At 53.0% G+C, this 25,364-nt stretch carries 21 protein-coding genes; 8 read left to right on the forward strand and 13 right to left on the reverse strand.

The features are described 5' to 3' along the window. Nucleotides 1–11: 11 nt before the first annotated feature. Both RJP21_RS15925 and RJP21_RS15930 read right to left on the reverse strand, forming a co-directional pair. Nucleotides 12–917 (reverse strand): carbohydrate ABC transporter permease, encoded by a 906-nt coding sequence (locus RJP21_RS15925; RefSeq protein WP_310860275.1) that lies wholly within the window; start codon nucleotides 915–917, stop codon nucleotides 12–14. Nucleotides 918–1,011: 94 nt separating this feature from the next. Then, on the reverse strand, nucleotides 1,012–2,271 hold the full coding sequence (locus RJP21_RS15930; protein WP_310860131.1) for an ABC transporter substrate-binding protein: 1,260 nt from the start codon (nucleotides 2,269–2,271) through the stop codon (nucleotides 1,012–1,014). Nucleotides 2,272–2,566: 295 nt separating this feature from the next. Here RJP21_RS15930 and RJP21_RS15935 point away from each other — a divergent pair, with 295 nt between their 5' ends. After that, entirely contained in the window at nucleotides 2,567–2,974 is a 408-nt protein-coding gene (locus RJP21_RS15935) for a winged helix-turn-helix transcriptional regulator (protein WP_310860132.1), read from the forward strand. An 89-nt stretch (nucleotides 2,975–3,063) separates the two neighbouring features. Here RJP21_RS15935 and RJP21_RS15940 read toward each other — a convergent pair whose 3' ends face one another. Further along, entirely contained in the window at nucleotides 3,064–3,489 is a 426-nt protein-coding gene (locus RJP21_RS15940; protein ID WP_310860133.1) for a hypothetical protein, read from the reverse strand. A 146-nt stretch (nucleotides 3,490–3,635) separates the two neighbouring features. Continuing rightward, nucleotides 3,636–5,075 (reverse strand): serine hydrolase domain-containing protein, encoded by a 1,440-nt coding sequence (locus tag RJP21_RS15945; RefSeq protein ID WP_310860134.1) that lies wholly within the window; start codon nucleotides 5,073–5,075, stop codon nucleotides 3,636–3,638. Nucleotides 5,076–5,261: 186 nt separating this feature from the next. Between RJP21_RS15945 and RJP21_RS15950 the strand changes: the two genes are divergently transcribed. Further along, the gene (locus tag RJP21_RS15950; protein ID WP_310860135.1) at nucleotides 5,262–6,494 is read left to right on the forward strand and encodes an aminopeptidase; all 1,233 of its coding nucleotides are present in this window, start codon (nucleotides 5,262–5,264) and stop codon (nucleotides 6,492–6,494) included. Nucleotides 6,495–6,574: 80 nt separating this feature from the next. On the opposite strand, the gene RJP21_RS15955 is transcribed toward RJP21_RS15950, so the two are convergent. The 6 genes from RJP21_RS15955 to RJP21_RS15980 all read right to left on the reverse strand — a co-directional run bounded on the left by RJP21_RS15955 (nucleotide 6,575) and on the right by RJP21_RS15980 (nucleotide 12,564). Beyond that, nucleotides 6,575–7,867, reverse strand: a complete 1,293-nt coding sequence (locus tag RJP21_RS15955; RefSeq protein WP_310860136.1) for an MFS transporter — start codon at nucleotides 7,865–7,867, stop codon at nucleotides 6,575–6,577. 129 nt (nucleotides 7,868–7,996) lie between these two features. After that, entirely contained in the window at nucleotides 7,997–8,461 is a 465-nt protein-coding gene (locus RJP21_RS15960; protein WP_310860137.1) for a MarR family winged helix-turn-helix transcriptional regulator, read from the reverse strand. A gap of 183 nt (nucleotides 8,462–8,644) precedes the next feature. Then, nucleotides 8,645–9,721 carry an MFS transporter gene (locus RJP21_RS15965; RefSeq protein WP_310860138.1) on the reverse strand — a complete coding sequence of 359 codons (1,077 nt, stop codon included), beginning with the start codon at nucleotides 9,719–9,721 and terminating at the stop codon, nucleotides 8,645–8,647. Continuing rightward, nucleotides 9,718–9,912 carry a hypothetical protein gene (locus tag RJP21_RS15970; protein ID WP_310860139.1) on the reverse strand — a complete coding sequence of 65 codons (195 nt, stop codon included), beginning with the start codon at nucleotides 9,910–9,912 and terminating at the stop codon, nucleotides 9,718–9,720. Before RJP21_RS15970 ends, RJP21_RS15965 begins: the two co-directional genes overlap by 4 nt. Nucleotides 9,913–10,311: 399 nt before the next feature. Next, complete coding sequence (locus RJP21_RS15975; protein WP_310860140.1) at nucleotides 10,312–11,097, reverse strand: exodeoxyribonuclease III; 786 nt, start codon at nucleotides 11,095–11,097, stop codon at nucleotides 10,312–10,314. Nucleotides 11,098–11,256: 159 nt separating this feature from the next. Further along, nucleotides 11,257–12,564 (reverse strand): sulfatase-like hydrolase/transferase, encoded by a 1,308-nt coding sequence (locus RJP21_RS15980; RefSeq protein ID WP_310860141.1) that lies wholly within the window; start codon nucleotides 12,562–12,564, stop codon nucleotides 11,257–11,259. A 309-nt stretch (nucleotides 12,565–12,873) separates the two neighbouring features. Between RJP21_RS15980 and RJP21_RS15985 the strand changes: the two genes are divergently transcribed. After that, on the forward strand, nucleotides 12,874–14,058 hold the full coding sequence (locus tag RJP21_RS15985; RefSeq protein WP_310860142.1) for an MFS transporter: 1,185 nt from the start codon (nucleotides 12,874–12,876) through the stop codon (nucleotides 14,056–14,058). Nucleotides 14,059–14,202: 144 nt separating this feature from the next. On the opposite strand, the gene RJP21_RS15990 is transcribed toward RJP21_RS15985, so the two are convergent. After that, nucleotides 14,203–14,535 carry an antibiotic biosynthesis monooxygenase gene (locus tag RJP21_RS15990; RefSeq protein ID WP_310860143.1) on the reverse strand — a complete coding sequence of 111 codons (333 nt, stop codon included), beginning with the start codon at nucleotides 14,533–14,535 and terminating at the stop codon, nucleotides 14,203–14,205. 265 nt (nucleotides 14,536–14,800) lie between these two features. On the opposite strand from RJP21_RS15990, the gene fabV reads away from it, so the two are divergent. From fabV to RJP21_RS16015, 5 genes are all read left to right on the forward strand, one after another. Then, entirely contained in the window at nucleotides 14,801–15,991 is a 1,191-nt protein-coding gene (gene fabV, locus RJP21_RS15995; RefSeq protein WP_310860144.1) for an enoyl-ACP reductase FabV, read from the forward strand. Nucleotides 15,992–16,361: 370 nt separating this feature from the next. Next, nucleotides 16,362–17,771, forward strand: a complete 1,410-nt coding sequence (aspA, locus tag RJP21_RS16000) for an aspartate ammonia-lyase (protein WP_160037971.1) — start codon at nucleotides 16,362–16,364, stop codon at nucleotides 17,769–17,771. Nucleotides 17,772–18,232: 461 nt separating this feature from the next. Next, a complete protein-coding gene (locus RJP21_RS16005) occupies nucleotides 18,233–19,324 on the forward strand; it encodes a GerAB/ArcD/ProY family transporter (protein WP_310860145.1) in 1,092 nt (363 codons plus the stop codon). After that, complete coding sequence (locus tag RJP21_RS16010; RefSeq protein ID WP_310860146.1) at nucleotides 19,321–20,808, forward strand: spore germination protein; 1,488 nt, start codon at nucleotides 19,321–19,323, stop codon at nucleotides 20,806–20,808. The genes RJP21_RS16005 and RJP21_RS16010 overlap by 4 nt, the downstream gene beginning before the upstream one ends. Continuing rightward, entirely contained in the window at nucleotides 20,805–21,950 is a 1,146-nt protein-coding gene (locus tag RJP21_RS16015; RefSeq protein ID WP_310860147.1) for a Ger(x)C family spore germination protein, read from the forward strand. The genes RJP21_RS16010 and RJP21_RS16015 overlap by 4 nt, the downstream gene beginning before the upstream one ends. A 71-nt stretch (nucleotides 21,951–22,021) precedes the next feature. Here the strand turns inward: RJP21_RS16015 and map are convergent, their stop codons facing one another. Together map and RJP21_RS16025 are read right to left on the reverse strand one after the other, a co-directional pair. Beyond that, on the reverse strand, nucleotides 22,022–22,768 hold the full coding sequence (gene map, locus RJP21_RS16020) for a type I methionyl aminopeptidase (protein ID WP_310860148.1): 747 nt from the start codon (nucleotides 22,766–22,768) through the stop codon (nucleotides 22,022–22,024). Nucleotides 22,769–22,965: 197 nt separating this feature from the next. Next, nucleotides 22,966–25,224 (reverse strand): YhgE/Pip family protein, encoded by a 2,259-nt coding sequence (locus RJP21_RS16025; protein ID WP_310860149.1) that lies wholly within the window; start codon nucleotides 25,222–25,224, stop codon nucleotides 22,966–22,968. Between the last annotated feature and the right edge of the window lie 140 nt (nucleotides 25,225–25,364).

The raw sequence follows: 25,364 nt of genomic DNA on the forward strand, positions 1-25,364 counted from the left end.
TGCACCCCCGTTTATTCGTCTTTGGCGCCGCCGCCCTGAACGACCCGCCAGTTGAAGATCGAAAACAGGGCGATCAGGATGAACATTCCCCAGCCGACGGCCGAACCGTAACCGAAATAGTTGTTCACGAAAGCTTCGCGGTACAAATACAGCACGATCGTCAGGCCGCCGCCGCTGACGCCGCCGTCATTGCCGACCAGCACCTGGGATTCGGTGAAAATCTGCATGCCGCCGATCGTCGACGTAATGACCGTAAACAAAATGATCGGCCGCAAATTCGGGATCGTGATGCGAAAAAAAGCCTGAACGCCTGTGGCGCCGTCGATTTTGGCCGCTTCGTACAATACGGTCGGAATGCTTTGCAGGCCGGCAAGGTAAATGATCGCGTTATAGCCAACCCAGCGCCAGATGACCATCACGGACACCGCCAGCTGAATGCCCCACGTTTTGTTCAGCCATTCCACGGGCGAGATGCCAAAGAGCGAAAGCAAATAGTTCAGCAAACCATAGTTGTTGGAAAACAGCGTGCTGAACACGATGGCTACGGCGACGAGCGAAGTGACGTTCGGAAGGAAATAGCCGATCCGGAAAAATGTCCGGAATTTGACGAAGGACGCATTCAGCAGAAACGCCACGATCAGCGCGAAAAACAGCATCGGAATCGTGGAATAGATCCAGATCAGCAGCGTGTTGCCGACCGCCTTCCAAAATTCGGGATCGGTGACCATGAACCGATAGTTGTTCAGGCCGTTAAAGGTCATTTCGCCGATGCCGTCCCATTTTTGGAAAGAAAGATACATCGAAAACAAAATCGGAAACAGTCCGAACACCGTAAACAAAATGTAAAACGGAGAAATCGCCAGGTACTCTTTCCGGTGCTTCCATATTTCGGACGCCAATCCCGTCTTCCGCCCCATAGGCTGCATGGAGCTTCCCGGATCGAAATGAGTTTGCTTCTGTAAAGGTTCACCCATAAGACTCAACCTCCATTGTCGATGATGGTATGATCGTTTACCGCAGCAGCTCCTTTTTGACCCTGGAGAGCGCGTCTTCCCATGCCTGATCCGAATTTTTGCCCTGAATCGCCACCGCCGACAGCTCCCGGCTGACGATGCCGTTCAGGTTGGCGTATTTCGTCCCGAAATAGGCCGGTTTCACATGGCGTGCGGACTCCGAAAAGATTTCGCCGGTCACCTGGCCGCCGAAAAAATCTTCCTTTTGTTTCATGACGTCGGAATCCAACGCTTTCACGGCGGACGGGAACAGGTTGATTTCTTTCATGGCGGTTACCTGGTTTTCCGGATTTTCGAGCCATTGGATAACGTCAAAAGCTTCCTGCGGATGTTTGCTCGTTTTCATGATGGCCAGAAAGGACCCGCCGTTGTTGCCGTCCCCTCCCGGTGCCCTTGCAACGCGCCACTTCCCTGAAGTGTCCGGAGCCGCCTGCATCAGAATTTCCTTGCACCAGACCGCGCCGACGAACGAAGCTATCTTTCCATTGTTCGCCGCGGCGTTCCATTCGGAGGAGAAGGTGCTCGCATTGGCCAGCAGTCCTATTTGGGATGCTTTGACGGCGAAGTCCCATGCTTTTTTCATGGAAGAAGAAGGATTTTCGCCTATGAAGTTTTCGTTTTTATCAAAATAGATTTTGTCCGACTGGGCATTCACCTGGGTATAAATGTTGCCGATGTTGTCCGTAAACTTGACCTTGCCTCCCAGTGCGTCCTGCAGCTTTTTGCCTGCGGCGAAATAATCGTCCCAGGTTCCCATCAGCTTGTGGACCTCTTCCGGATCGCTCGGAAGCCCGGCCTGTTCGAACAGATCGGCACGGTAAAATAATGCGGTAGGACCGGTATCCATCGGCAGCGCGATCATTTTCCCTTCCGGCGTCACGCCCAGTTTCCATTTCCAATGCAGGTAATCCTGCTCGATGTCTTTGGCGCCGAGTTCGTACAAATCGTAAAAACGGTCGGCGCTTGGGAACAGCTCCGTTACCCAGTCGTTAAAGGCTACGATGTCCGGTCCGCCGGTGCCCGCCGCCAGCGTCGTTTTCAATTTGGATTTGAAATCGCCGCCGATCTTTTGGGCGTTGAGGCGAATACCCGGAAACTGCTTCTGGACCGATTTGATGAGGTTGTCATCGATGCTTCGGTTCCAGTACCACAAAGTAAGCGTTTTCACATTTTCGTTAGATGAAGAACCTCTTGAACACCCGCTAACCATGAGAACGACAAGCAATAGACACGTGAACGACATGCATAATTTTTTCAATCGCTTCGGCCTCCCATCGCTGGCTTATGGTAATGCAGTTTTTACATCATCACTCCTTTGGACAAAGCTTTTATGATTAATATGTATGAAACATTATAAGCATTTAACATCGTTTTTGAAACAGGGTGGAAAAAATTTAATCTTCTAAGCGTCGATAAGGGATCCTCTTATTGATCTGACAAATTTTTCAAGACTTTCGGGTTGGTAGACATAGATTAATACAGTGGGTACAATGTGAAAAGAAGGCACTTTTCGGTTCGTCGCGAACCCGAAGGTGCGTTAGGAGGTGGAATGGATGGAAAACATGAAAGCAGCGGAACCCGCATTTTCGGTAACGTCCTGCACGGCTCGGCGCGTACTGGAAATCGTTTCGAATAAATGGCCCGTCCTCATCATTTTCGTATTGGAAAAAGGCTCTAAGCCTTACGGTCAGCTGCAGCGCAGCATCGCGGACATTTCCCAAAAAATGCTGATCCAGACGCTCCGCCAGCTGGAGCGGGACGGCCTTGTTGAGCGCAGCGTCCTTCCGGAGGTTCCGCCTGTGGCGGAATACGCTCTGACTCCGCTGGGAGCGAGCCTGATCCCCTACCTGCGCCAACTTAACCATTGGTTGAACGAGCATTATCCTCAAATCGAACAAGCTCGGAAAGATTACGATGCGAAAGAAAGATTTCGGGAAGACAAAAGCACGCGGACCGTTTAGGTATGCGTGCTTTTTTGGATGCATGGATGATTTTTCATGCCGTATGATGCCAACCGCCCCGCACGGCGGCCTGCTGGCGGTCACGCCGGTTATCGCCCGGAGCCCGCTTTCGAGATTTCGGTCAACACGAGCTGCTTCAAGGAAGCGTCTCCTTCGATCGCCTTTTCCTCGTATTTAAACTCGACCTGCTGGTCGGGTGCGATCGCTTCTACGGCAGATTTCAGCTTTTCGCCGAATTGAAAAGCCATCGGGCTGCCGTCCACGATAATTTCGACGGTATGCGGATCCGCAAGTCCGGTAAAGCTGCCTTGTCCCTGCTTGACGACCGGGGTCTCCTCTCCCGACGGTTGCTCAGGGTTCGGGGGAGTCGCCGGCTTTTCCGCTTGCTGCTCCGGCTGCTGGGCAGCTGGCCGATCTTGTCCCTCCCGCTCTGGTTTGTCACCGCATGCCGCGATCGCAAAGATCAGCAACGCGGCCAGCGAAACGAGGCTTAACTTCATTGTTTTGTTGTGCATGCGCAGTGCCACCTCCTTCTTCCTCTGACGGGAAACCGCTTGTCCAGGTTTCATGGTCAAGTTTCATAGGATTTACCCGATATGGCGCCCATCATAACAAAAAGGCCCGCTCGGCAGCCGTGAAGGCCGCGGGCGGGCGTATCATTTTATCGGGCGGCTTTTCCCACGATCGGACGATCCTCATCCGCTTCGAAAGAAACGTTGAACTTGTGGTCGATCTTTATATCCTCTTCACCGAACCTTACCTCCATCGTGATGCAAAACGGGGTTTCCACGCCCCGGATCGAAAGCAGAATTTGATCCGGCGCTTTCCACGTGAAGCTGGAGGCGGTACGGGTGTCTCTTCCGCCGAACGCGGGCGATTGTCCCATAGCCCAGCACTGGCGCCCTAACGTGATGATTTCGTCGCCCTCTTCTTTTTCGAAAGTCAGGCAGGCGGAGTCTTCGCCAAAATCGATGCGGAAGCTTTGAAGCGAAAACCGATTTTCCTCCAGATCATAGATTTTGCCGCCGATTCGAGCCTCCATGTCGGATCGCGGTTCAAACCCGGGCATGTCCAGGCGCAGCTTCGCGAGACGTTCCTTCAGTTCGGAAAACCTTTCATCTTCCTGGACCGGTTCAGGCAAAAATGCGTCCAGCAGATGTTCCCATACGCAATTGAGGACGCCTTGAAGATCCCCGGTTCCGGCCGTGATCGCAACTACCGCGTCCTGCTCCGGCAGCACGATGCAAAATTGCCCGAAAGCGCCGTCTCCGCGGTAAACGCCGTGGCGGCAGCGCCAGAATTGATACCCGTACCCTTGCGCCCAGTCGCTGTCTCCACCGTCTCCGTTCGAAATCTGCTTGCCGGTGGCTTCTTCGATCCAATCCTCTTGAATGAGCCGTTTTCCGTGCCATACCCCTTTTTGCAGGTAAAGCTGCCCGAACTTTGCGATATCCTCGGTGGTTACGCTCAAGCCGTACCCCCCGGTATGTATGCCTCGGGGACAAGTTTCCCATGTCGGACCCAAAATGCCCAGCGGCTCGAACAAGCGGCTCTGCAAATAGTCGAGCAAACGTTGTCCCGAAGCCTTCTGCAGAATGGCTGAAAGCATGTATGTCGCTCCGGTGTTGTACAGAAAATGAGTGCCCGGTTCATGCGGAACCGGCAGCGCAAGAAACGCTTTGGCCCAGTTGCCGTCCTCGGCATCATGGAGCGCATCCGTCGTGTCCTTGTCATGGCCTGTCCCCATCATCAACAGATGGCGGATTTTCATGGCGGCAAGATTCTCCGATACTTCCGAAGGCAAGTCTTCCGGGAAATACGAGACGACCGGATCGTCAAGCGTTAACAGCCCCTCATGAACCGCCATGCCGATCGCCGTTGAAGTAAAGCTTTTGCTTAACGAAAAAAGCATGTGCGGAAGCTCGGGCGCATAAGGGTCCCACCAGCCCTCCACCGCCACGTGTCCGTGCCGGAGAAGCATAAAACCGTGAGCTTCAAGCCCTCGTTCCTGAAGCGCATCGAGGAACCCGATTACCTTTTCCGAGGATATCCCCAACTCTTCCGGGCTTTTTCTTGGCAGCGACGTTTCCGTTTTCTGCATACATCCACTCTCCCTTATATTGAAGTGGCATTGCTTTTGGCATTCCACTTCCATTATACACCAATTGCGCAGCGCTTTTTGGCTTAAAATCGAAAGCGAATATATGGATTTCGGGTTATAATAGGGATTGCCTCTTCGGAGCATCATTCCTGTAAGAGATTTTCAACGAAACCGGAGGATAAAGCCATGAAAGATTTCAATCGCATGCTGGAAAAATACGCCGAGCTGGTTGTCAAGGTCGGAGTAAACATTCAACCTGGGCAGGTGCTGCTTGTGCAGGCGCCGCTCGAAACCGCCGACTTTACCCGTCACGTCGTCGCCAAAGCCTACGATGCAGGCGCTAAATACGTGCAGGTCGATTGGGATGACGAAAAAATAACGCGTATCCGCTACGAAAAAGCTCCGGACGATTCGTTCGGCTTTTATCCGAAGTGGACGGCCGACATGATGGAGCAGCTTGCCGAAGGCGGGGGCGCCGTATTACATATCAAAGTGCCGGATCCGGAGCTGTTCCGCGGCATCGATTCTTCCAAAGTGTCCACCGCCGTGAAAGCCGCCGCGGTCGCCCGCGAAAAATACCAGGCTTACGTGCGCAGCAACAAAGTGACCTGGTCGCTGATCAAGGCGCCGACGAAAGCTTGGGCGGACAAAGTGTTCGCCGACCTTCCGGAGGACGAGCGCGTGCCTGCCATGTGGGAGGCCGTGTTCCAAATGAACCGCGTCACCGAAGACAACGATCCGGTCGCCGCCTGGAAGGAGCATATCCGGACGCTGAAGGAAAAGCAGGAGCACATGAACAACAAACGGTACAAGGCGTTTCATTACCGCGCTCCGGGCACGGATTTGCACGTCGACATGCCTGACGGTTATCTCTGGCTCGGCGGGGGCGACTATAACGAAGCAGGGCATTATTTCGTCGCCAACATGCCGACGGAAGAAATCTATACGATGCCGCACCGGACCGGCGTCAACGGCACCGTAACCAGCACGCTTCCGCTGAACCTGAACGGCCGCCTGGTCGAAGGCATCAAGCTGACGTTCAAGGACGGCAAGGTTGTGGAATACGACGCGGATTCCGGCCGCGAGCATTTGGCGTCGCTGTTCGAAACGGACGAAGGCGCGTCGTATCTCGGCGAAATGGCGCTCGTGCCAAACGACTCGCCGATTTCGAAAATGAAGCGGGTATTTTTCAACACCGGCATCGACGAAAACGCCTCCTGCCATTTCGCGCTCGGCAGCTCTTACCCCGTAAACATCGAAGGCGGTACAAAGCTGAGCAAGGAAGAGCTCCTCGCCCGCGGCGCCAATGTCAGCCTGACCCACGTCGATTTTATGGTCGGCTCCGCGGCGCTCGAAATCGACGGCATTTTGCCGGACGGTACGATCGAGCCGGTATTCCGGAACGGCGTATGGGTGTAAACGGGATGAAATGAGCTTTGCGATATGTTCTTGTGCAAAACCCGCCTTTGGCTGCGGCAGCCGAAGGCGGGTTTTGTCGTTCAAGCCGCCGCGCGGGCGTTCCGCGCTTGGTTTTTGCGGATTTGCATCGCCATCACCGAGGCGATAAAGCATAGGAAGCCGGCGACGACAAACGCCTGCGAATAGCTGCCGAGCCAGTCGCGCAAGGCGCCTGCGCCGTAAGCGGCCGCCGATGCGCCGATTTGGTGGGCGACGACGACCCAGCCGAAAATCATGCCGGATCTCTCCTTGCCGAACGCTTCTCCCGCCAGCTTGGCGGTTGGCGGAACGGTTGCGATCCAGTCCAGGCCGTAAAATACGGAGAAAGCGACAAGCATGTACGGAGAGGCGCTGTTTAGCGCATAAGGCAGGAACAGCAAAGACAACCCGCGAAAACCATAGTACACAAACAGAAGTTTCCGGCTGTCAAAACGGTCGGACAACCAGCCTGAAATCGTCGTGCCGAACAAATCGAACACCCCCATCATGGCAAGCAGCCCGGCGGCCGCAACCTCCAATATGCCATGGTCGCCGCAGGCGGCGATGAGATGGGTGCCTATCAGCCCGTTCGTGGACAACCCGCAAAAGAAAAACGTGCCCGCGAGCAGCCAAAACGTTGCGCTTCCCAAAGCCATTCGCAAATTTTGCAGCGGAGCGAGAAATATGTTCCCTTTGAAAGGAACCGGTTTCGCCATTTCGGTCGAACCGTACGGTGCGGCGCCCACTTCATACGGGTGGTTGCGCATCCATACGGCTACGGCGGCAAGCACGACGACGATGCTGAAGACCGCGGCGTACACGGCGTATCTCCAACCGAGTTCGGACGTCAGTTTGGCAAACAGCGGCAAAAAAAGCAGCTGGCCGGTGGCGGCGCTGGCCGTCAGCAACCCGACGACAAGTCCTTTGCGTTTCACGAACCACTGATTGCTGACCGTTACACCCAGCACGTTGGCCATCATGCCTGTTGCAAGCCCGGACACGATTCCCCAAAGCAGTTCGTACTGCCAAAACGAACGGATCAAAGGCGTCACGGCCAGACTGAGCCCCAACACGGCAAGCGAAGCAACGATCACTTTGCGGAAACCGAATTTCAGCAGCAGCGCCGCCGAAAACGGCCCCACAAGGCCGTAAAGGAAAATGCCGATCGAGATGACGCTCGAAATGCTGCCGCGGCTCCATCCGAACTCGTTTTGGAACGGAACCAGCAAAACGCTGGGCAGCGAACGAATGCCCGCCGATATAAGCAGCGTGGCAAAGGTAAGCAAAACGATAATCCAACCATAATAAAAACGCGATTTCGGCCTGATTTGAACCTGTTCTTCCGTCATGCTCATCGTTTGATTCTCCCTTTTCATTATATTTTGGTTGTACATACAAAATTAAAAAAGAAAACAACCAAGCGCTTATCGGGTATGTGCCGAAAAGAATTGCGCTTTGGTGCTAAATCTGTGTATGCGCCTCTGTCAGTTCTCCAAAAGTTCGCTTGACGACTCCTGCATCGAGGTCAGCATATCTGCCAGCTCCTTGCCGAGTTTGGCCACGTAAGCGGCTTTCAGCCTTTTGGATGCTTCGCGAAGCGTTTCCTTCATGGCCGTCCCTTTTTCCGTCGGATACACGAGCACGGTTTTCCCCTGCACCTGACGCTCCACGAGCTGTTTTCCTTCCAGCTTGTCGATGAAACGGGTCAGCGTTGAAGGAGTGATGTACAGCTTCTCGGACAGCTCCTTTTGAGTGATGCCCGGATTCGCGATGACGAGCCGAACCAGATAACCGTAAGCCGGCGCAAGCCCCGTCACGGCAAACGCATCGTCGGCGAGGCGCGTAATCGCCCGGCTTAAACGGTTGGTGGTGAAGTACATACAGCTGTGCAAAAACGCTCCGTCTTCTTCAGATGATGGCTTGGTTGCGTTGTTGATTTCGTTGGTCATGGAAATTCCTCCTTCGTCGGATCGGTGACGCGAGTTTATTTTGTATGTACAACAAAAATATAGCGATTGGGTGAAATTGTCAAGAGTCTCCCGAAAAAATTAGGCGAATGAAATCATTCTTAGGCAGTGAGCCCTATTGTACGGGAAGACGCAAAGCGCTTGAATATGCAGGCGGATGCCGCGTCATCCCTTGACGGCTTCGGCGGCCGGAAGTCCTGCGCTTTCTTTCCTCGTCCCCATGATGACGGAGTCCTTCGGCAGCAACAGCGCCAGCAGCCCCAGGAGAGGCAGAAATGCGCACACCCGCGTCATGATTTCAACCCCATGGGTATCCATAAGCCAACCCATCACGACGGAACCCAGGCCGGCCATGCCGAACGACAGGCCAAAAAACAACCCCGCAACCGTCCCCACGTGGCCCGGAAGCAGTTCCTGCGCATAGACGATAATGACCGAAAACCCCGACATCAGAATCAGTCCGATGCAAACGCATACTATGACGGAGCCTACCGGTCCCGCATACGGGAGAAGCAATGAAAACGGGGCCGTGCCGAGAATCGAAAACCAGATCATTTTTTGGCGGCCGAACCGGTCGGCCAGAGGTCCTCCGATAAAGGTTCCTACCATGCCGGCAAACTGCAGGGCAAAGATCGATATTTGCGCGTCCTTGAAGGGCAAATGGTATTTGTCCATGAAATAGAAGGAATAGTAACCCGTCATGCTGGCCAAATAAACGAACTTGGAAAACAGCATCAAAATCAAAATGCAAAGAACATACATAATGAAACTTTTGCCGAATCGTTTTTCTCCGGCATTTCCCGCTCGACTAACGGCCGGGCCATTCGGTCGGGTCTTGCGTCCGTACCAGCGGCCAACCCCGATTTGAAGTACGAATCCCGCTCCGGCAAGCAAAATAAACCAAAGGAAACCAAGCTGCCCTTGCGGGCTAATGATGAACGCCGCCATGAGCGGGGCGATCGCCTGCCCGGCGTTGCCGCCGACCTGGAACACGGATTGGGCGAAGCCCTTGCGCTTACTCATCGCCAAGTGGGCCACCCGCGATGACTCCGGATGGAGTACGGATGATCCGATGCCGATCAAAGATGCCGACAGCAGAAGCCACCCTAACGACGGCGATAAAGCCAGCCCCACCATTCCCAGCATCGTGAACAGCATGCCTAGCGGAAGCAACAGCGGAACCGGCCGGCGGTCCGTAAAATAACCGATCATCGGCTGAAGAATGGAAGCCGTGATGTTCAACGTGAAAGCAACCCATCCGATCTCGCGTAGCTAAGCCGCATCTGCTGCTGGAAAAGCGGAAACATCGAAGGTACGACCGACTGCATCGCATCGTTCAGCAGATGGGCCGCGCTGACGGCCAGCAAAACGCCGAACGCCGTATTGCCGGCGGCGGCATGGGGTGGCGATAACGCCGGGTTTGGTTTTGACATTTCTCCCACATCCTCTTTTTTTTCCACCCATTATAGCCGCCGGTACGACGCATGTCGCTTGTGATTATTGCGGGAAAAACAAGCACTTTATGCTGTAGACTTGAAAGCGGGATTGAACCGGTATTCCGAAGAGGAGCTTCCGTGCCTTGGCCGGGTGCTCTCAGGATGCGCCGAACGCTGCTTGGAACGGGCCGGAAGATGATTAGCCCTCAAATCAACGCACAAGGAGTTAGGGGGTGGTAGCATCATTCAGGAAATCCAAAACCAACGGCGATGGGAGCAACGTACGTTCTTGGAGCCTTTCGAACACAAACCGAACTCCCAAACAAAAAATCAGGGGCCGTCTTTTGGGACGGCCCCATTAAACATTCATTTGAAATCCAACATTTTTCCGCCCGATCAGCTTTCGCTCCCGATTTGCGCTAGCCGGGCCTCGTTCAGCTCCAAAATAACCGGACAGTGGTCGCTGCCCATCACCCCGGCATCGATCCGCGCATCGGTCAGCGCAGGAACAAGCCGCTTCGAGACAAGAAAGTAATCGATCCGCCATCCGATATTCCGTTCCCTTACCTTTGGCATAAACGACCACCACGTAAACGCGTCGTCGCGGTCCGGATAAAAATGCCGGAAAGAGTCCACGAACCCGGCTTCGAGCAGCTCAGTCATTTTGCCGCGCTCCTCGTCGGTGAATCCGGAATTGCCCATGTTCGACTTCCAGTTCTTCAGGTCGATCTCCCGGTGAGCGACGTTCATGTCTCCGCATATAATGACGGGTTTCTTGGCATCAATCGACGTGACGTAGCGGCGGAACCGCTCTTCCCATTCCAGGCGCAGCGGCAGCCGGGACAGGTCTCTTCTGGCATTCGGTGTATACACGTTCACAAGATAAAAATGCTCGAATTCCAGCGTAACGAGCCGTCCTTCCGCCTCCGCGTTTTCCTCCATGCCGTAATAGGCGGACAAAGGTTTCAATTTCGAAAACACCGCAGTCCCGGAGTAGCCTTTTTTCTCGGCATAATTCCAATACTGTCCGTATTCCTCCCCGTAATCGAGGCAAATTTGCCCTTCCTGCAGCTTCGTTTCCTGCACGCAAAACAAATCGGCATCGCTTGCCGCAAAATAATCGTTAAAACCTTTATTGACGCAGGCCCGCAGGCCGTTTACGTTCCATGATACAAGCTTCATCCGCGACTCTCCTTATGGCTATCCATCTCGGGATTTTGCAAAATATGAATCTATCCACATTTGATAGTGTACCATAAAAGGGATATGCCGTGGCGCTTCGCCTTCATGTCCTACCTGCGGTTGATACGGCCCGAACAGGACGGAGCAGGACGGTCAGCCTTACGATCCAGCCTGAGCCTTCAGCTGCTCATACCAGGCACGGACTTCACCCTCGAGGCGGCTTGCAAGTTCCGGGAGTTGATCTTTTAGATTCACCCGTTCCCCCGGATCGGCTTCCAGGTCCGAGAGGTGAACGTCATCCGGCTGCAAACGGTCAAAATCCAGTTTCCCGCCCAATACCAGCTTCCATTTGCCTTCACGGACGGCAAGCTGGCTGCCGTATTCCCAAAAAATTTGTTGATGCGGCGTTTTTTCGCCTTTCGTGATCATGCCCGCCACGCTGAACCCGTCAATTTCCCCGGGCGAAGGCACAGGCAGGCCGGCAAACTCCATCACGGTCGGGAGGATGTCCGCCATCATGCCGACTTCTTCGCAAACCTGATCCGCCGGAACGGCTGCCGGGTAGACGAGGATGGCCGGCTCCCGGATTCCGCCTTCGAACAGGCTTCCTTTATGCCCGCGAAAAATCCCGGCGCTTCCCCCGTAGTAAACGTCTTCCGTGCCGTCCAAGAAATTGCGGGACTCCGAGGATGGACCGTTGTCGCTGGAGAAAAAGATCAGCGTGTTTTCGTCGATGCCGTTGCGCTTCAAGGCAGCCACGATCTCCCCGACCCCGTCATCCACGGCGGAAATCATCGCCGCCATGAGCTGGCGGTCCCGCGGCAGATGCTTGTAACGTTTCATGTATTTTTCCGGCGCATGCATCGGGTAATGAGGCGCATTATAAGCTGCGTACAGGAAAAACGGTTTGTCCGCCGCCCGGTTCCGTTCAATGAAATCGACCGACTTGTCCGTGATCAGATGGGTTAAATATTCGCCGTCATGCCAAACCTCCTCCTCATTGCTCCACAGATCATGCACAGGATTCGTGTGAGGCATCCCCCAGTAAAAAATATGGGAATAGTAATCCACGCAGCCGGCTTGAAAACCGAAATATTCGTCGAAGCCGCGCGCGTTCGGTTTCGTGGCTTCCGCCGAACCCAAATGCCATTTTCCGTATAACGCCGTACTGTAGCCGAATTCCTTCAAGCGTTCCGGCAGCGTTCTCGCTTCCGGCTTCAGCCCCGCCGTGCCTCGCTTCCCCTCCAAAATATGGCTCACGCCCGTTTTCGCGGGATATAGCCCCGTCAAAAGGGCGGCCCGGGAAGGTGAACATACAGGGGAGTTGGAATACCAGTTGGTGAACCGGACGCCTTGCCGCGCAAGCGCATCCAAATGAGGGGTTCGAATCGCATCCGATCCGTAACATCCCAAATCGCCGTATCCCAAATCATCACAATAAATGACCACGATATTCGGTTTCGTCATTAGAAGTCACACCTTTTTCTTTTATTTCGGTTTGTTCCAGCGGTCATAAGCATCCTGATCGGTTTTCAGCTTACCCGATGACCATTTTGTCGAAAATGTAACCGCTGTCATCAGAGTCGTAAAAAAGGAATCCATACATTGCGTTTTTCTTCGATACAATATAGGCGTTATATGCGGGTTAGTCAATATAGGAGTCGCAAGAACGGGTAAAAACATGGCATGGCTCTTGAATAATTTTATCTGCCTGCGGGCTTTCATTTGTGTTAAAATAGCAGAACTGCTGCTTTATTGAAGGATTTTGCAGTAATCTTGAAAATTGAAGAAGGACAGGACAAAATGAGATCTTCGTTTACGGTTAAATCATTTAATTTTCTTTTCTTTGCGCTGCTGTCGATGTTTATTCCTTTTTTGCCCCTTTATTTCAGCGACCAGGGATTAAACGAGACGCAAATCGGCGTCATCGTCGGGACCGGCGGTTTCATTACGCTCATCGCGCAGCCGCTGTGGGGCATGATCAGCGACCGCACGCGGACCATCCGCAAGGTTCTGCTGATTTTGGTGCTCTGTTCGACGGTAACGGGATACCTGCTTTACAGTACAAGCCAATATGCTTTGATCGTGCTGTTCGTCATGCTGACCTATTTTTTTCTCATGCCGGTCGATCCTTTGACGGAAAGCCTGAATTTCCGCGTGGCGGAACAAGCTGGAATCAGCTACGGCTCCTTGCGGACATTCGGTGCCCTCGGTTATGCCGTAATGTCCTTGCTGGCCGGTTATTTGATGACTGAATTCGGCTCCCGCAGTCTGGGATATACGTTCGCGGGACTCGGGATCGTCAGCCTGGTCGTTACTTTCTTTATGCCGGACGCACCCGTGTCCGGGAAACCCGTCACGATGAAAAGCCTGAAAAACTTTTTGAGCAACAAGGAAACGCTGCTGTTTCTCATCCTCGTATTTATCAGCTCGGTTCCGGCGAGAATGAACGACACGTTTCTGGGGTTGTACATCAAGGATTTGGGCGGGAAACCGGATTTGCTCGGGCTCGCGTGGTTTTTGGCGGCGGGCAGCGAGATTCTTGTGTTTTCCTTAAGCTTTTGGTGGCTGCGCAAAAACAAGGAATTGGCCATTATATCGTTTTCCGGAGCGTTCTATTTTTTGCGCTTTTTCATTTCGGCCTGGATTCAGGATCCGAATTGGCTCGCCTACATCCAGCTGCTGCAGCTGTTAACGTTTCCGGTCTTTTATACGGCGGCCATCCAATATCTGTACAACATCGTTCCCGTGGAGTGGAGAGCAACCGGCCAAACCGTGCTGGCGCTGCTGTTTTTCGGGGTATCCGGCATTTTGTCCTCCTTTGCGGGCGGCGCCTTATACCAGGCTTTCGGCGGACGGACCATGTATTTGACGATTTCGGGCATGTCTTTTATCGGCATGCTGTTCGGAATTGCGCTCTACCGCGTGTACGGACGGAGAAAATCTGGGGAAACCTCGTAGCCTGCGGACAAGTCTTTGGTACATGGAAAAGGAACTAAATACGGTTCGCCCTAATGCAAGAGCCGCTTCCGGATAAATCAGGGAGCGGCTCTTGTCGCCGACTGTCTTGACCAAAGGCCGGTCTTGCTGCAACAGTCCGCTCTGTTATAGGCTTTGCGAAGCTTTTCCTTGGGTTATGCTCTGAACCTCGTACATGTTCACTTTTGTGCCAAGGATATACTCTGGGGGCTCCTGCCCTTTCTTCTCGCGGTGTCCCTGCAGATGCGCGTCGCTTTTCTCCCAGTTTTTCCAGTCTTCGCGCGAACGCCAGCGGATCATGACTACTACTTCCTCTTCTTCCTTGCTGAGTTTGGTCGTCATAACCGTTTTATCGATCAAACCTTCCATGCCGTCGATCGGGCTTTCCTTGCTGAACCGGGCCACGACTTGATCGGCGTTACCCGCTTTGACCGTAATTTTTCGAAGCTGAACAAACATATAAGCCGCCTCCTACGTTTTTGTAATGGTTGATTTCGGCAAAATGACGTTATGCGTTATGTATCATGCAAAAATCATCTGAACCTCCCTTTTTATTTTAAGTGATAATGATTATCATCGTCAATTGCTTTTGCGCACGGTTCGTTTTTCATCCGCTACCCCAGCTTTCAGGTTGGTCCTTTCCCAAAAAATTGATACAATAGGATGGAGTATGTCCATATCTTCTTATGATGCATTACTATTTGGAAGCGAGGAAAAGTCTAATATGATCATTAAACCGAGAACACGCGGATTTATCTGCACCACTTCACATCCGGCCGGCTGCGCGGCCCAGGTTCAAAAGCAAATCGACTACGTGCAGTCCAAACCCGTGATCGAAGGGCCAAAAAACGTGCTGGTCATCGGCGCATCCACAGGTTACGGACTTGCGGCCCGGATTACGGCGGCCTTCGGCGCCAAAGCCAACACGGTAGGCGTCTACCGCCCAAGCAGCGGCTCCGAGAAACGTACCGCCTCGGCCGGGTGGTACAATTCGGCTGCCTTCGAGCAGGCCGCTCAGGAGGCGGGCTTGAAATCTTACAGCGTAACCGGCGATGCTTTCGCGAAGGAAACAAAAGATAAAACCATCCAACTGATAAAGGAAAAGCTCGGCAAGGTCGACCTTGTCGTTTACAGCGTGGCTTCCGCCCGCAAAACGGATCCGGAAACCGGAGAAACCTACAACTCCGTGCTGAAGCCGATCGGCAAGCCTTTTACGAATAAAACGGTCAATTTCCATACGGGCGAAGTGACCGACATCACGCTGGAGCCGGCGACGGAACAAGAAATCCGCGAAACGGTTGCCGTCATGGGCGGCGATGACTGGGAGGCATGGATCGAGGCGCTGCGTGCGGCGGAGGTGCTTAGCGAGGACGTTACGACGATCTCGTTCTCTTACATCGGCTCCGAAATTACGAAAGCGGTGTACCGGGAAGGTTCGATCGGACGGGCAAAAGATCACCTGGAAGCTACCTCTCTGAAATTGAACGACGAGCTCCAATCCACCGGCGGCCGCGCCTATGTCGTGGTGAGCAAAGGACTCGTCACGCAGTCCAGCTCCGCGATCCCGATCGTGCCGCTTTACATCTCCTCCCTGTACAAAACCATGAAGGAAAAAGGCATCCACGAAGGTTGCATCGAACAGACCTATCGCCTGTTCTCGGATCGCTTGTATGCCGGGGGAGAACCTCCTGTCGACGAAGCCGGTCGCATCCGCATCGACGACTGGGAGCTGCGCGAGGACGTTCAGGCCGAAGTGGTCAAAATTTGGGATCAGGTCACAAGCGACAATATTTATGATCTGACGGATCTTGAAGGATACCGCAAGGAATTTTTCCAACTGTTCGGGTTTGAAACCGAAGGCGTGGATTACGACACCGACGTCGATCCGGACGTGAAAGTTCCGAATTCAATCTGATAGATGAACATACAAAAACGTCTATCGACGCACTTCAGGAAGACAGATCACGTTTAAAGGTAGTTTTTCTCTCGCAATATCAGGAAGCAACGGCTCTGTAGTTTATACTTTCTGATATGAAGACCAGAGCCCGCTTTGCGGGCTTTTTCCTTACTCTCTATCCCTGCCCCTCCCCTTTTTCCCCTTCCCTTTCTCACTCGGAAATACACTTGTACGCTCTTGGCGGACATTTCCACCTTTTTTTCATTCCGTAATGACATAGGACTGGCAGTTCCCACGTTTAAAACGTATAATGATAGCGGGTCCGATAAAATAAAGCGTTCTCATCTGACTCTAATTTCCAGTTCACCAAACTCGGAGGAATGTATTCATGAGACTAGAAAAAGACTTTCTCGGCACCAAAGAAGTACCCGAAGAAGCATATTACGGCATTCAAACGATGCGTGCCGCGGAGAACTTTCCGATCACCGGCCAGCGGATTCATCCGGAACTGATCCGGGCGATGGCCATGGTCAAGAAAGCGGCCGCGATCGCAAACATGGAGATTAAACGGCTGCTCCCGTCCAAAGGCGAAGCCATCGTCAAAGCTGCTGATGAGCTCATTGACGGTAAATGGTTCGATCATTTCATCGTCGATCCGATCCAGGGCGGGGCAGGCACGTCTATTAATATGAACACGAACGAAGTCATCGCAAACCGCGCCCTTGAGCTGATCGGCAAAGGGAAAGGCAGCTACGCCGACATCAGCCCGAACAACCACGTCAATATGGCACAATCGACGAACGACTCCTTCCCGACGGCAGTTCATTTGGCTACGCTCACCATGATCGAAAAGCTGCTGCAGACGATGAAGGATCTGAAGCAAGCCTTCGAACGCAAAGCCGAAGAATTCGACTCCGTGATCAAAATGGGACGCACCCACCTGCAGGATGCGGTTCCGATCCGTCTCGGGCAAGAATTCCAGGCATACGCGCGCGTGCTCGGCCGCGATATCGAACGTCTTAGCGCTACGAAGAAAAACCTGCTGCATATCAATATGGGAGCCACCGCCGTCGGCACGGGCCTTAACGCCGATGTCCGCTATATCGAGCATGTCGCCAAGGTACTCGCCGAGCTGAGCGGATTTCCGATCGAGCCGGCGGATCATCTGGTCGACGCCACGCAAAACACCGACGCGTACACCGAGGTATCGGCCGCGCTCAAAATTTGCATGATGAACATGTCCAAAGTCGCCAACGATATCCGCTTAATGGCATCGGGACCGAGAGCCGGACTCGGCGAGCTATCGCTCCCTGCAAGACAACCGGGCTCTTCGATCATGCCGGGCAAGGTGAATCCGGTCATGTGCGAAGTCATCAACCAAATCGCGTTCCAGGTCATCGGCAACGACCATACGATTTGCCTTGCTTCCGAGGCCGGACAGCTGGAACTGAACGTCATGGAGCCGGTGCTGGTCTACAACCTGCTGCAATCTCTTGAAATCATGAACAACGGCTTCCGCGTATTCCGCGAGCATTGCGTCGAAGGCATTCAAGCCAACGTGGAACGCTGCCGCGAATACGTCGAGAACAGCGTCGGCATCATCACCGCGCTTAATCCGCATCTCGGTTACGAGGTCGTATCGCGCATCGCGCGCGAAGCCATCATGACCGGAAAGCCGGTTCGCGAATTGTGCCTTCTCTATAACGTGCTCTCCGAGGAAGAATTGAACATCATTCTGGATCCTTATCAAATGACCAATCCGGGAATCGCCGGGGCGGAACTGCTGAACAAGGAATAATACGGCAACGCGGGCGAATCTGCTTGAAACGGCAGGCGCCCGCGTTTTTTGTTTCTTATCCCATCCTTCTTTTTCCTTCCCCTTCTTCCTCCATTGTCTTTATCCGTTCATTGCCTTTATCCGTTTTCCTCTGCCTTGGTACGCGGTCGTTGGCAGGTTTACGTCTATCTGAGCAAAGTTCGGATTGTATATCATTCATTGTGAATTTTTCATATGTTGAATTTGTGACATATTGCTCCGTTTAACCCCTAGTTCCGATTTTTTGACCAACCTCTCAACACTTTTCCAATCTAGCCTGCCTTTTTTCCTCGTTGATACGGTCGATATCAAATCGCCATCGATGTTTTCATTCATGTTGTCCTAACCGCAATTGGCGTCGTTTCAAGATCTTGGAATAATTGCAGGGGATTTCAGCCAAAATACGATTGAAAAATGATTTCAAGGAGAGGAACGAACCTCCCATGAATAAAACGGCACCCGTACATGTTTTACAAATATTCATGATGCTTATGTTAATGAACGGCCTGACAAGCCATGTCGTCACCAACCCGATGGTGCTGGATGCCGCGGGGAGGGATGCCTGGATTTCGGTTCTATTCGCGACCGTATTGCTTGTCCCTTGGACGATCATGCTCGCCGTGTTTATGCGAAGAAGCGGGCAGCAAAAGCTTCAGCCTTGGCTGGCGGAAAAGACGAATCCCGTATTGTCTTGGATTCTCGTTGCCCCGTTAATCATATATTTGTATTTTATCGGCGGCCTTACCTTGTATCATACGTCCAGTTGGACGATCAGCAACTATTTGCCCCTTACGCCGAAAGTCGTCTTGGTCTCCACTCTTGCGTTTGTCTGTTTCTATACGGCCAAGCTGGGGATTCGGGCCATCGCCGTCGGTGCAGGAATTCTGCTTCCTTTGGTCGTTTGCCTCGGATTTTTCGTATCGATCTCCAACGCCCCGCAAAAAAACTTCAATCTGCTGGTTCCCCTTTTCGAGCACGGCATCATACCGCCATTGCACGGGATGGTGTACATTGGAGGAGGGTTCGTGGAGATTCTGGTTATTTTGTCGATGCAGCATCGGATCAAAAACAAGGTCAAACCATGGCACCTCGTGGTCTACGGGCTGGTCATTTCCTACATTACGCTTGGTCCCATCGTTGGCGGGATCTCCGAGTTCGGCCCCCAGGAGGCCGCCAAACAGATGGAATCCCCCTATGAACAATGGAGGCTTGTCAAAATCGGCGATTACTTGGAGCATGTAGACTTTCTGTCCGTATACCAGTGGCTTGCCGGCGCTTTTATGCGTATTTCGCTGGCGCAATATTTGCTCGTCGAAATGCTTCCTTTCAAAAGCAGGGTTATGGCCAACCGTTTTACTCTCGCGGTGACCTTCAGTTACATCCTGATCGCCATGTTTCCGTTAAGTCAAAACGCATTCTATCAAACGAACTATAAATATTACTTTCCCATCACGTTATACGTGAACGTTGCGTTATCCATCATTTGGACAGGCATATCATTTCTGCCAAGAAAAAGAAAGGAGGATACCCCGTGACGAAATCAGAATCCAAAAGCGAAAAAACGTTATGGACCATGGCCAAAATCCAAAATCTCTTTTCCAAAAGCTTCGATGTCGTCATAAGGTCCTACCGTTTGGATAAGGAATCCGCCTCTTCGGAAGTCGTTCTCGTCTACGCCAGCGGTCTCGCGGATTCGGCCCAGATCAGCCAGGTCGTCCTGCCCGAGCTTCAGGATATGCACAGGGAAACCGGCTTCTTCCTGCAACAAAACGGCGAAATGTATTCCAAGCTGGCGATGGACGAAATGAAGGAACCCGTCTCGCAGCAAGAAATTGAGGACACCCTGTTTCAAGGCGGTCTGATCATTTTGATCCCCTTGACCAACAAAATGTACTCGCTGGATATTTGCAACGCTCCGAAGCGCGCGCCGGAAGAATCAAACGTCGAAATCTCGATCAAAGGGCCGAAGGACGGCTTTACCGAAGATTATATTACGAATATCGCTTTGATCCGCAAACGGATCCGCAGCAATACCTTATGCTGCGAGGAACTTGTTTTAGGACGGAGATCAAGAACGAGGATCGCTTTAATGTACATTGACGACATCATCTCACCGAGTATTTTAGAGGAAGCGAGAAAACGACTAAAAAAGATCGATATCGATGCCATCTATTCGATCAATCAGTTGGAGGAGTTTTTAGCCGATTCCAAATTTTCGCTTTTTCCACTGCTGGACTTTAGCGGACGTCCGGATTATGTTATCGGCAGCTTGATCAACGGGCGTTTCGTCGTTGTCATCGACGGCGTTCCGATGGCGCTGATCGGCCCTGCCACGTTGTCGCTGCAGATGAAATCGCCGGAAGACGTTCAGTTCAACTATATTTATGTATCCTTTGTGAGGTTCATCCGTCTGTTAAGCCTGCTTATCACTATCGGCTTGCCTGCTTTTTGGGTTTCCTTGACGGCCTTTCACCAAGATCAGATTCCATTCCGGCTTATGGCTACCATCGCGACATCCAGAATGGGGCTTCCGCTTTCCGCTCAAATGGAGCTGTTTGAGATGCTGATCCTCCTGGAGATTTTTCGCGAAGCGGGAATCCGGCTTCCTAGCACCATCGGCCAAACGCTTACGGTCATCGGAGGTTTAATCATCGGGGATGCCGCCATTCGGGCCGGGCTCGTCTCCCCCTCTTCCGTTGTCGTCGGAGCCATCACCGCGGTTGCAAGCGCAACGCTGGTGAACCAAACGTTAAGCTCGGTCGTCAGCGTCATCCGGTTCGGACTGTTTTTCATATCTTGCTTTCTCGGCATGTACGGCATGATTCTCGGCGGCATCCTGCTGATTGCCTACATATCACGGCTTAAAAGTTTCGGCGTCCCCTATCTGTCCCCGGTATCGCCTGTCATTCCAAAGGATGTGTTGCTGTCCATTCTCCGCAGCCCGTGGAAGGCGCTTCGCAAAAAGCCGTCCTCGCTGAGCACTGTCGACTCCGACCATCAGGGGGAGAGTCCGGCATGAAGAAAACAGGAAAAATATTGATTTCCGTTTTGATTACGGTTCTCCTTGCGGGCTGCTGGAATTCCAAGGACATTCAAAATCTGGCTTATGTTACGACATTGGGCATTGATTATGAGGATGGAAAGTTTAAAAGTTATGCGCAGGTGTTGAACTTTTCCAACGTCGCCAAAGCGGAAGGCATTGAGATTGGCAAACCCATTCCCGTCTGGGTTGGAACGGGAGAAGGGAAAACGTTGACCGAATCGATGACGACCTTATATTCGACCTCCCAAATGAGAGTGTTTTGGGGGCATATGAAATCGGTCATTTTGTCGGAAAACGTGATGAAACATGGTTTGCTGGAAATTTACGACATGTTGAACCGCTACCGGGAAATTCGCTACAACATTTGGATATACGGCACAGGGGAACCTATGTCTGACGTTCTTACGCAAAAATCGATCCTGAATCTTTCACCACTGGAGACGATTATGGATTCGCCACTCCAAACCTATTCGGAAAGATCGTTTATTTTGCCCGAATACGGCTTCAAAACGATCGCTCAGATAAAAGAACCCAGCGGTCTCGCCATGATTCCCCGACTTGAGATCGACCGGACGAGCTGGTTTGAGGACGTGGATAAACGTCCCATGTTTCGGATCAATGGGGCCTATTTTTTTCAAGACAGGGAATACCGCGGCCATTTGAGCGAGGATGATCTGAAGGGAACGCGCTGGATTCAGCGGAAGCTGGTCCGTTCCCCGATGAACATACCGCATACAGGACGTCCGGTAGCCACGCTGATTCTTGTAAGACCCCATCTCTATATCAAACCGGTGATCGAAAACAACAAAGCCCGTTACAATATCCGCGTGTCCCTCAACGCGTATATCGACGAGCTTGCCACGGATACGCCGCCAAAAAAAATGGAGGAGATGGCCAGCGAAGCGATCAAAAACGAGATCAAAGTGAGCTTCAAAAAGGGCCTCGAAAAAAAAGCGGACGTGTTCATGCTTGACGAAAAGCTCTACCGCAAACATCCCAAAAAATGGCATCAATTCCATCGCAACAGCCCCTTTATTCTCGATGAGGATTCCATTAAATCGATCGAGGTTCGGGTCGCCATCGACAGCTCGGGAAAATACAAGCAAAGAGTGGAATAGTTTGATCGCAAATACGCTTCAATGACAAAAGGAGCCGCTTGGGCTCCTTTTTTGGCGTTCTTCTTATGCGCTTACTGCAGCGTCAAAATTTCCGGGCCGTCCGCCGTAATCGCGATCGTGTGCTCGTATTGGGCGGACAATCCTCCGTCGAGCGTTCTTGCCGTCCAGCCGTCGCTGTCGATTTTGCTGCGGTACGTACCCGTGTTCAGCATCGGCTCGATCGTGATGACCATGCCTTCTTTCAGGCGCGGCCCGACGTTTGGCGGTCCGTAATGCGGAACCTGCGGCTCCTCGTGCATTTCCCTGCCGATTCCGTGGCCGATAAATTCGCGAACGACCGAAAAGCCTTCCGCTTCGGCGTAGACCTGGATCGCATGGGAGATGTCTCCGATCCGGTTCCCGATGACCGCTTTTTCGATCCCTTTGTACAGCGATTCTTTGGTCACGTCAAGCAAACGCCGGGCCTGTTCGGACACGTTGCCGACCGTATAAGACCATGCCGAATCGGCCAGCCAGCCGTTCAAATTCACGACCATGTCCACGGTCACGATGTCCCCGTCCTTTAAAGCATATTTGCCCGGAAAGCCGTGGCAGATGACGTCGTTGACGGACGTGCAGGTCGCGTATGGAAATCCGTTGTATCCTTTTTGCTCCGGTGTCGCACCGGCCGCCCGGATGAATTTTTCGGCGAAACGGTCGATTTCGATCGTCGTAATTCCGGGAGCGATCAGCTTTTTGATCTCCCGGTGGCAGGCCGCCAAAATGGCGCCGGCTTCCTTCATCTGCTCGATTTGTGATCTCGTTTTAATCGTAATCATGTAATCCCTCATTCCTGTCTGATCTCTATATTATACCCTGAACGGATGAAAAACGTCCATCGACGTACTTTCACAGAAGACGGATCGCGTGGTGTTTAGCATATATTTTTTCACTTTCTTGTTCCCTCAAAAAAAAGTCCCGATCCTTTACGGATCAGGACTGCTTTCTTTCAGGACTCGTCTTTGAATCCCTTGTTTTAGGCCGCCGCTTCGGCAGGCTGCTGCTTTTTGCTTCCCTTCCACAGGAAATAGATCAGGCTGAAGATCAGGAAGATCACGGCAACGATGCCAAGCACGCCGGCTTGCTTCCACATTAGGTCATAATCGCCGCTGGATATAATCGCTTTATATCCAAGCACGCTGTGCGACATCGGAAGCCATGGATTGATCGGTTTGAGCCAATCCGGAATCAGCTCGAGCGGGAACGTGCCCGCGCTGGTCGTCAGCTGCAAAATGAGCAGGATGATAATAAGGAACCGTCCCGGCATATCAAACCAAGTGACGACCGCCTGCACGATGAACATAAACGTCAGGCTCGTAATAAAGGTGAAGAGGAAGAAATACGGCACGCTCTGCACCTTCAGCCCCAATCCGTACAAGATAATGGTAGCGGCAACGACGGATTGGAACAGGCCCATGCCCGCAAAGGAAAGCGCGCGGCTGACGAACCGGCTGAAACCGGAAGCGCCCTCTACCGTCGTACCTTTCAGCGAAATGACGAGCGTTGAAATGAGCGCTCCGACGAACAAGCCGAGGGACATGAAATAAGGGGTCAAGCCCGTGCCGTAATTCGGTACCTTACGGCTGTCGTTTTCCTCGGAGTCGATCGGCTGGGCAAACATTTTGACCAAATCGTCGGTCTTTTTCAGCTCGGAGGTTTTGTCCGCCGCGTCGTTCAGCTTGGTCGCCAATTCCTTCGAGCCGTCGTCCAGCTTCGTAATGCCGTTTTCGAGTTCGCCCGCGCCTTCATGGAGCTGCAGCGAACCGTCGGCCAACGTCACCAAGCCGCCCGACAATTTGTCGACGCCGCCTTTCAGCTTGGACGTGCCGTCCACGAGCTGTTTCGAGCCGGCGACAAGCGCCTTGCTTCCGCTCGCCGCTTCGCCGAGCTTCCCGTTAAACGTCGTCAGTCCCGCCGTCAGCGCCGACTGTCCTTCGTTCAGCTTCGCCGCGCCCTGCTCGAGCTGCTCCTGGCCTTGCACGAGCTGGCTGCTGCCTTCCAGCAGCTGCTGCTGCCCGCTATGAAGCGCCGTCGCTCCGCTCAGCAGCTGCTGCTGGGCGTCGTGCAGCGAGTCCGCGCCTTGGGAGAGCTGCTCCTGGCCGGCAGCCACCTTCGCGCTGCCTTCGGCCACCGATTGGCTGGCGGCCAGCAGCTTCTGGAACTGCGGATTTTGGGCCAGCTCCGGACTGGAAGAAGCAAGCTGCTTCAGCCCGTCGGCAACGCCTTTCGCGCCTTCGGAAACTTTGGATGCCCCGTCAAGCGAAGACTTGAGTCCTGCAGCCAAATCCGCGCTGCCTTTCTCGGCGGATTGCAATCCTGACTCAAGTTTGCCCGCACCCTGTTCGGACCCTTGAATGCCGGCGTTCAGCTTTTTCGCGCCATCCAAGGAGCTTTGCAGCCCGGCATGCAGCTGCGCTCCGCCCTGCTGCGCCTGCTTCGCTCCGTTCAGCAGCTGGCCGCCCGCGGCGTTCAACTGCCCCAGCCCGCCGGCAAGTTTGCTTGCGCCCTGGTTCAGCTGACCCGCGCCTTGATGAAGGTCGCTCACGCCTTTGGCGAGCGGCGCCATGCCGTCTTTGGCTTCCAGCGTGCCATCCGCCAATTTTTTCAGGTTGTCCTTCAGCTTGACGGCGCCTGCATCCAGATCGGTGCTGCCGTTATGGATTTTATCCGCGCCTTCGCCCGCTTCCGCAAGCCCGTCGGATACCTCCGTAAAATTATCCAGCAGGCTTTCCGTATAGGATTCGGTGACTTTCGCGGACACTTTGGCTTTGATGTCCTTGATCGCCGTATTCCCGATTTGGGAGGCGATAAAGTTGTAGTCCCCGTTCGGTTCATATACGATTTTTGCCGGCTGCGGATGATCGTCCATCAGCGTGGTCGCTTGGCTGGAGAAGTTTTCAGGGATGGTAATTTTCATATAATAGCGGTTTTCCTTGATCCCTTTCTCCGCTTCCTCCGGACTGACGAAATGCCAGTCGAAGTCTTTTCCTTTCTTGAGTTCATCCACCAGGTCCGAGCCGATGTGAAGCTCTTTGCCTTTGAATTCCGCGCCTTTGTCCTGGTTGACGACGGCGACGGGCAGTTGGTCCAGATGGCCGTACGGATCCCAAAAGGCTGCCAGATACACGCCGCTGTACATGATCGGAATGAACATGACGGCGATGATCGGGATCAGCACCTTCGGATTTTTTAAGGCTGCACCTAAATCTTTGAAAAACACGGATAATGCTTTCATGTCTGGCGGTAGCCCCTCCTTTTCCAAAAATGATGTACCAAAAACATTCTGACTGAATTTTTCAATTGGTCAATCATACGCATGCGAAAACAAGCTCCGATCCTTCGTAGCCGATTCGCATGACGGGACTTTCCGGGACC

This window comes from Paenibacillus sp. VCA1, assembly GCF_031583795.1.
In the GTDB taxonomy this organism is placed as follows: Bacteria; Bacillota; Bacilli; order Paenibacillales; family Paenibacillaceae; genus Paenibacillus_AQ; species Paenibacillus_AQ albilobatus.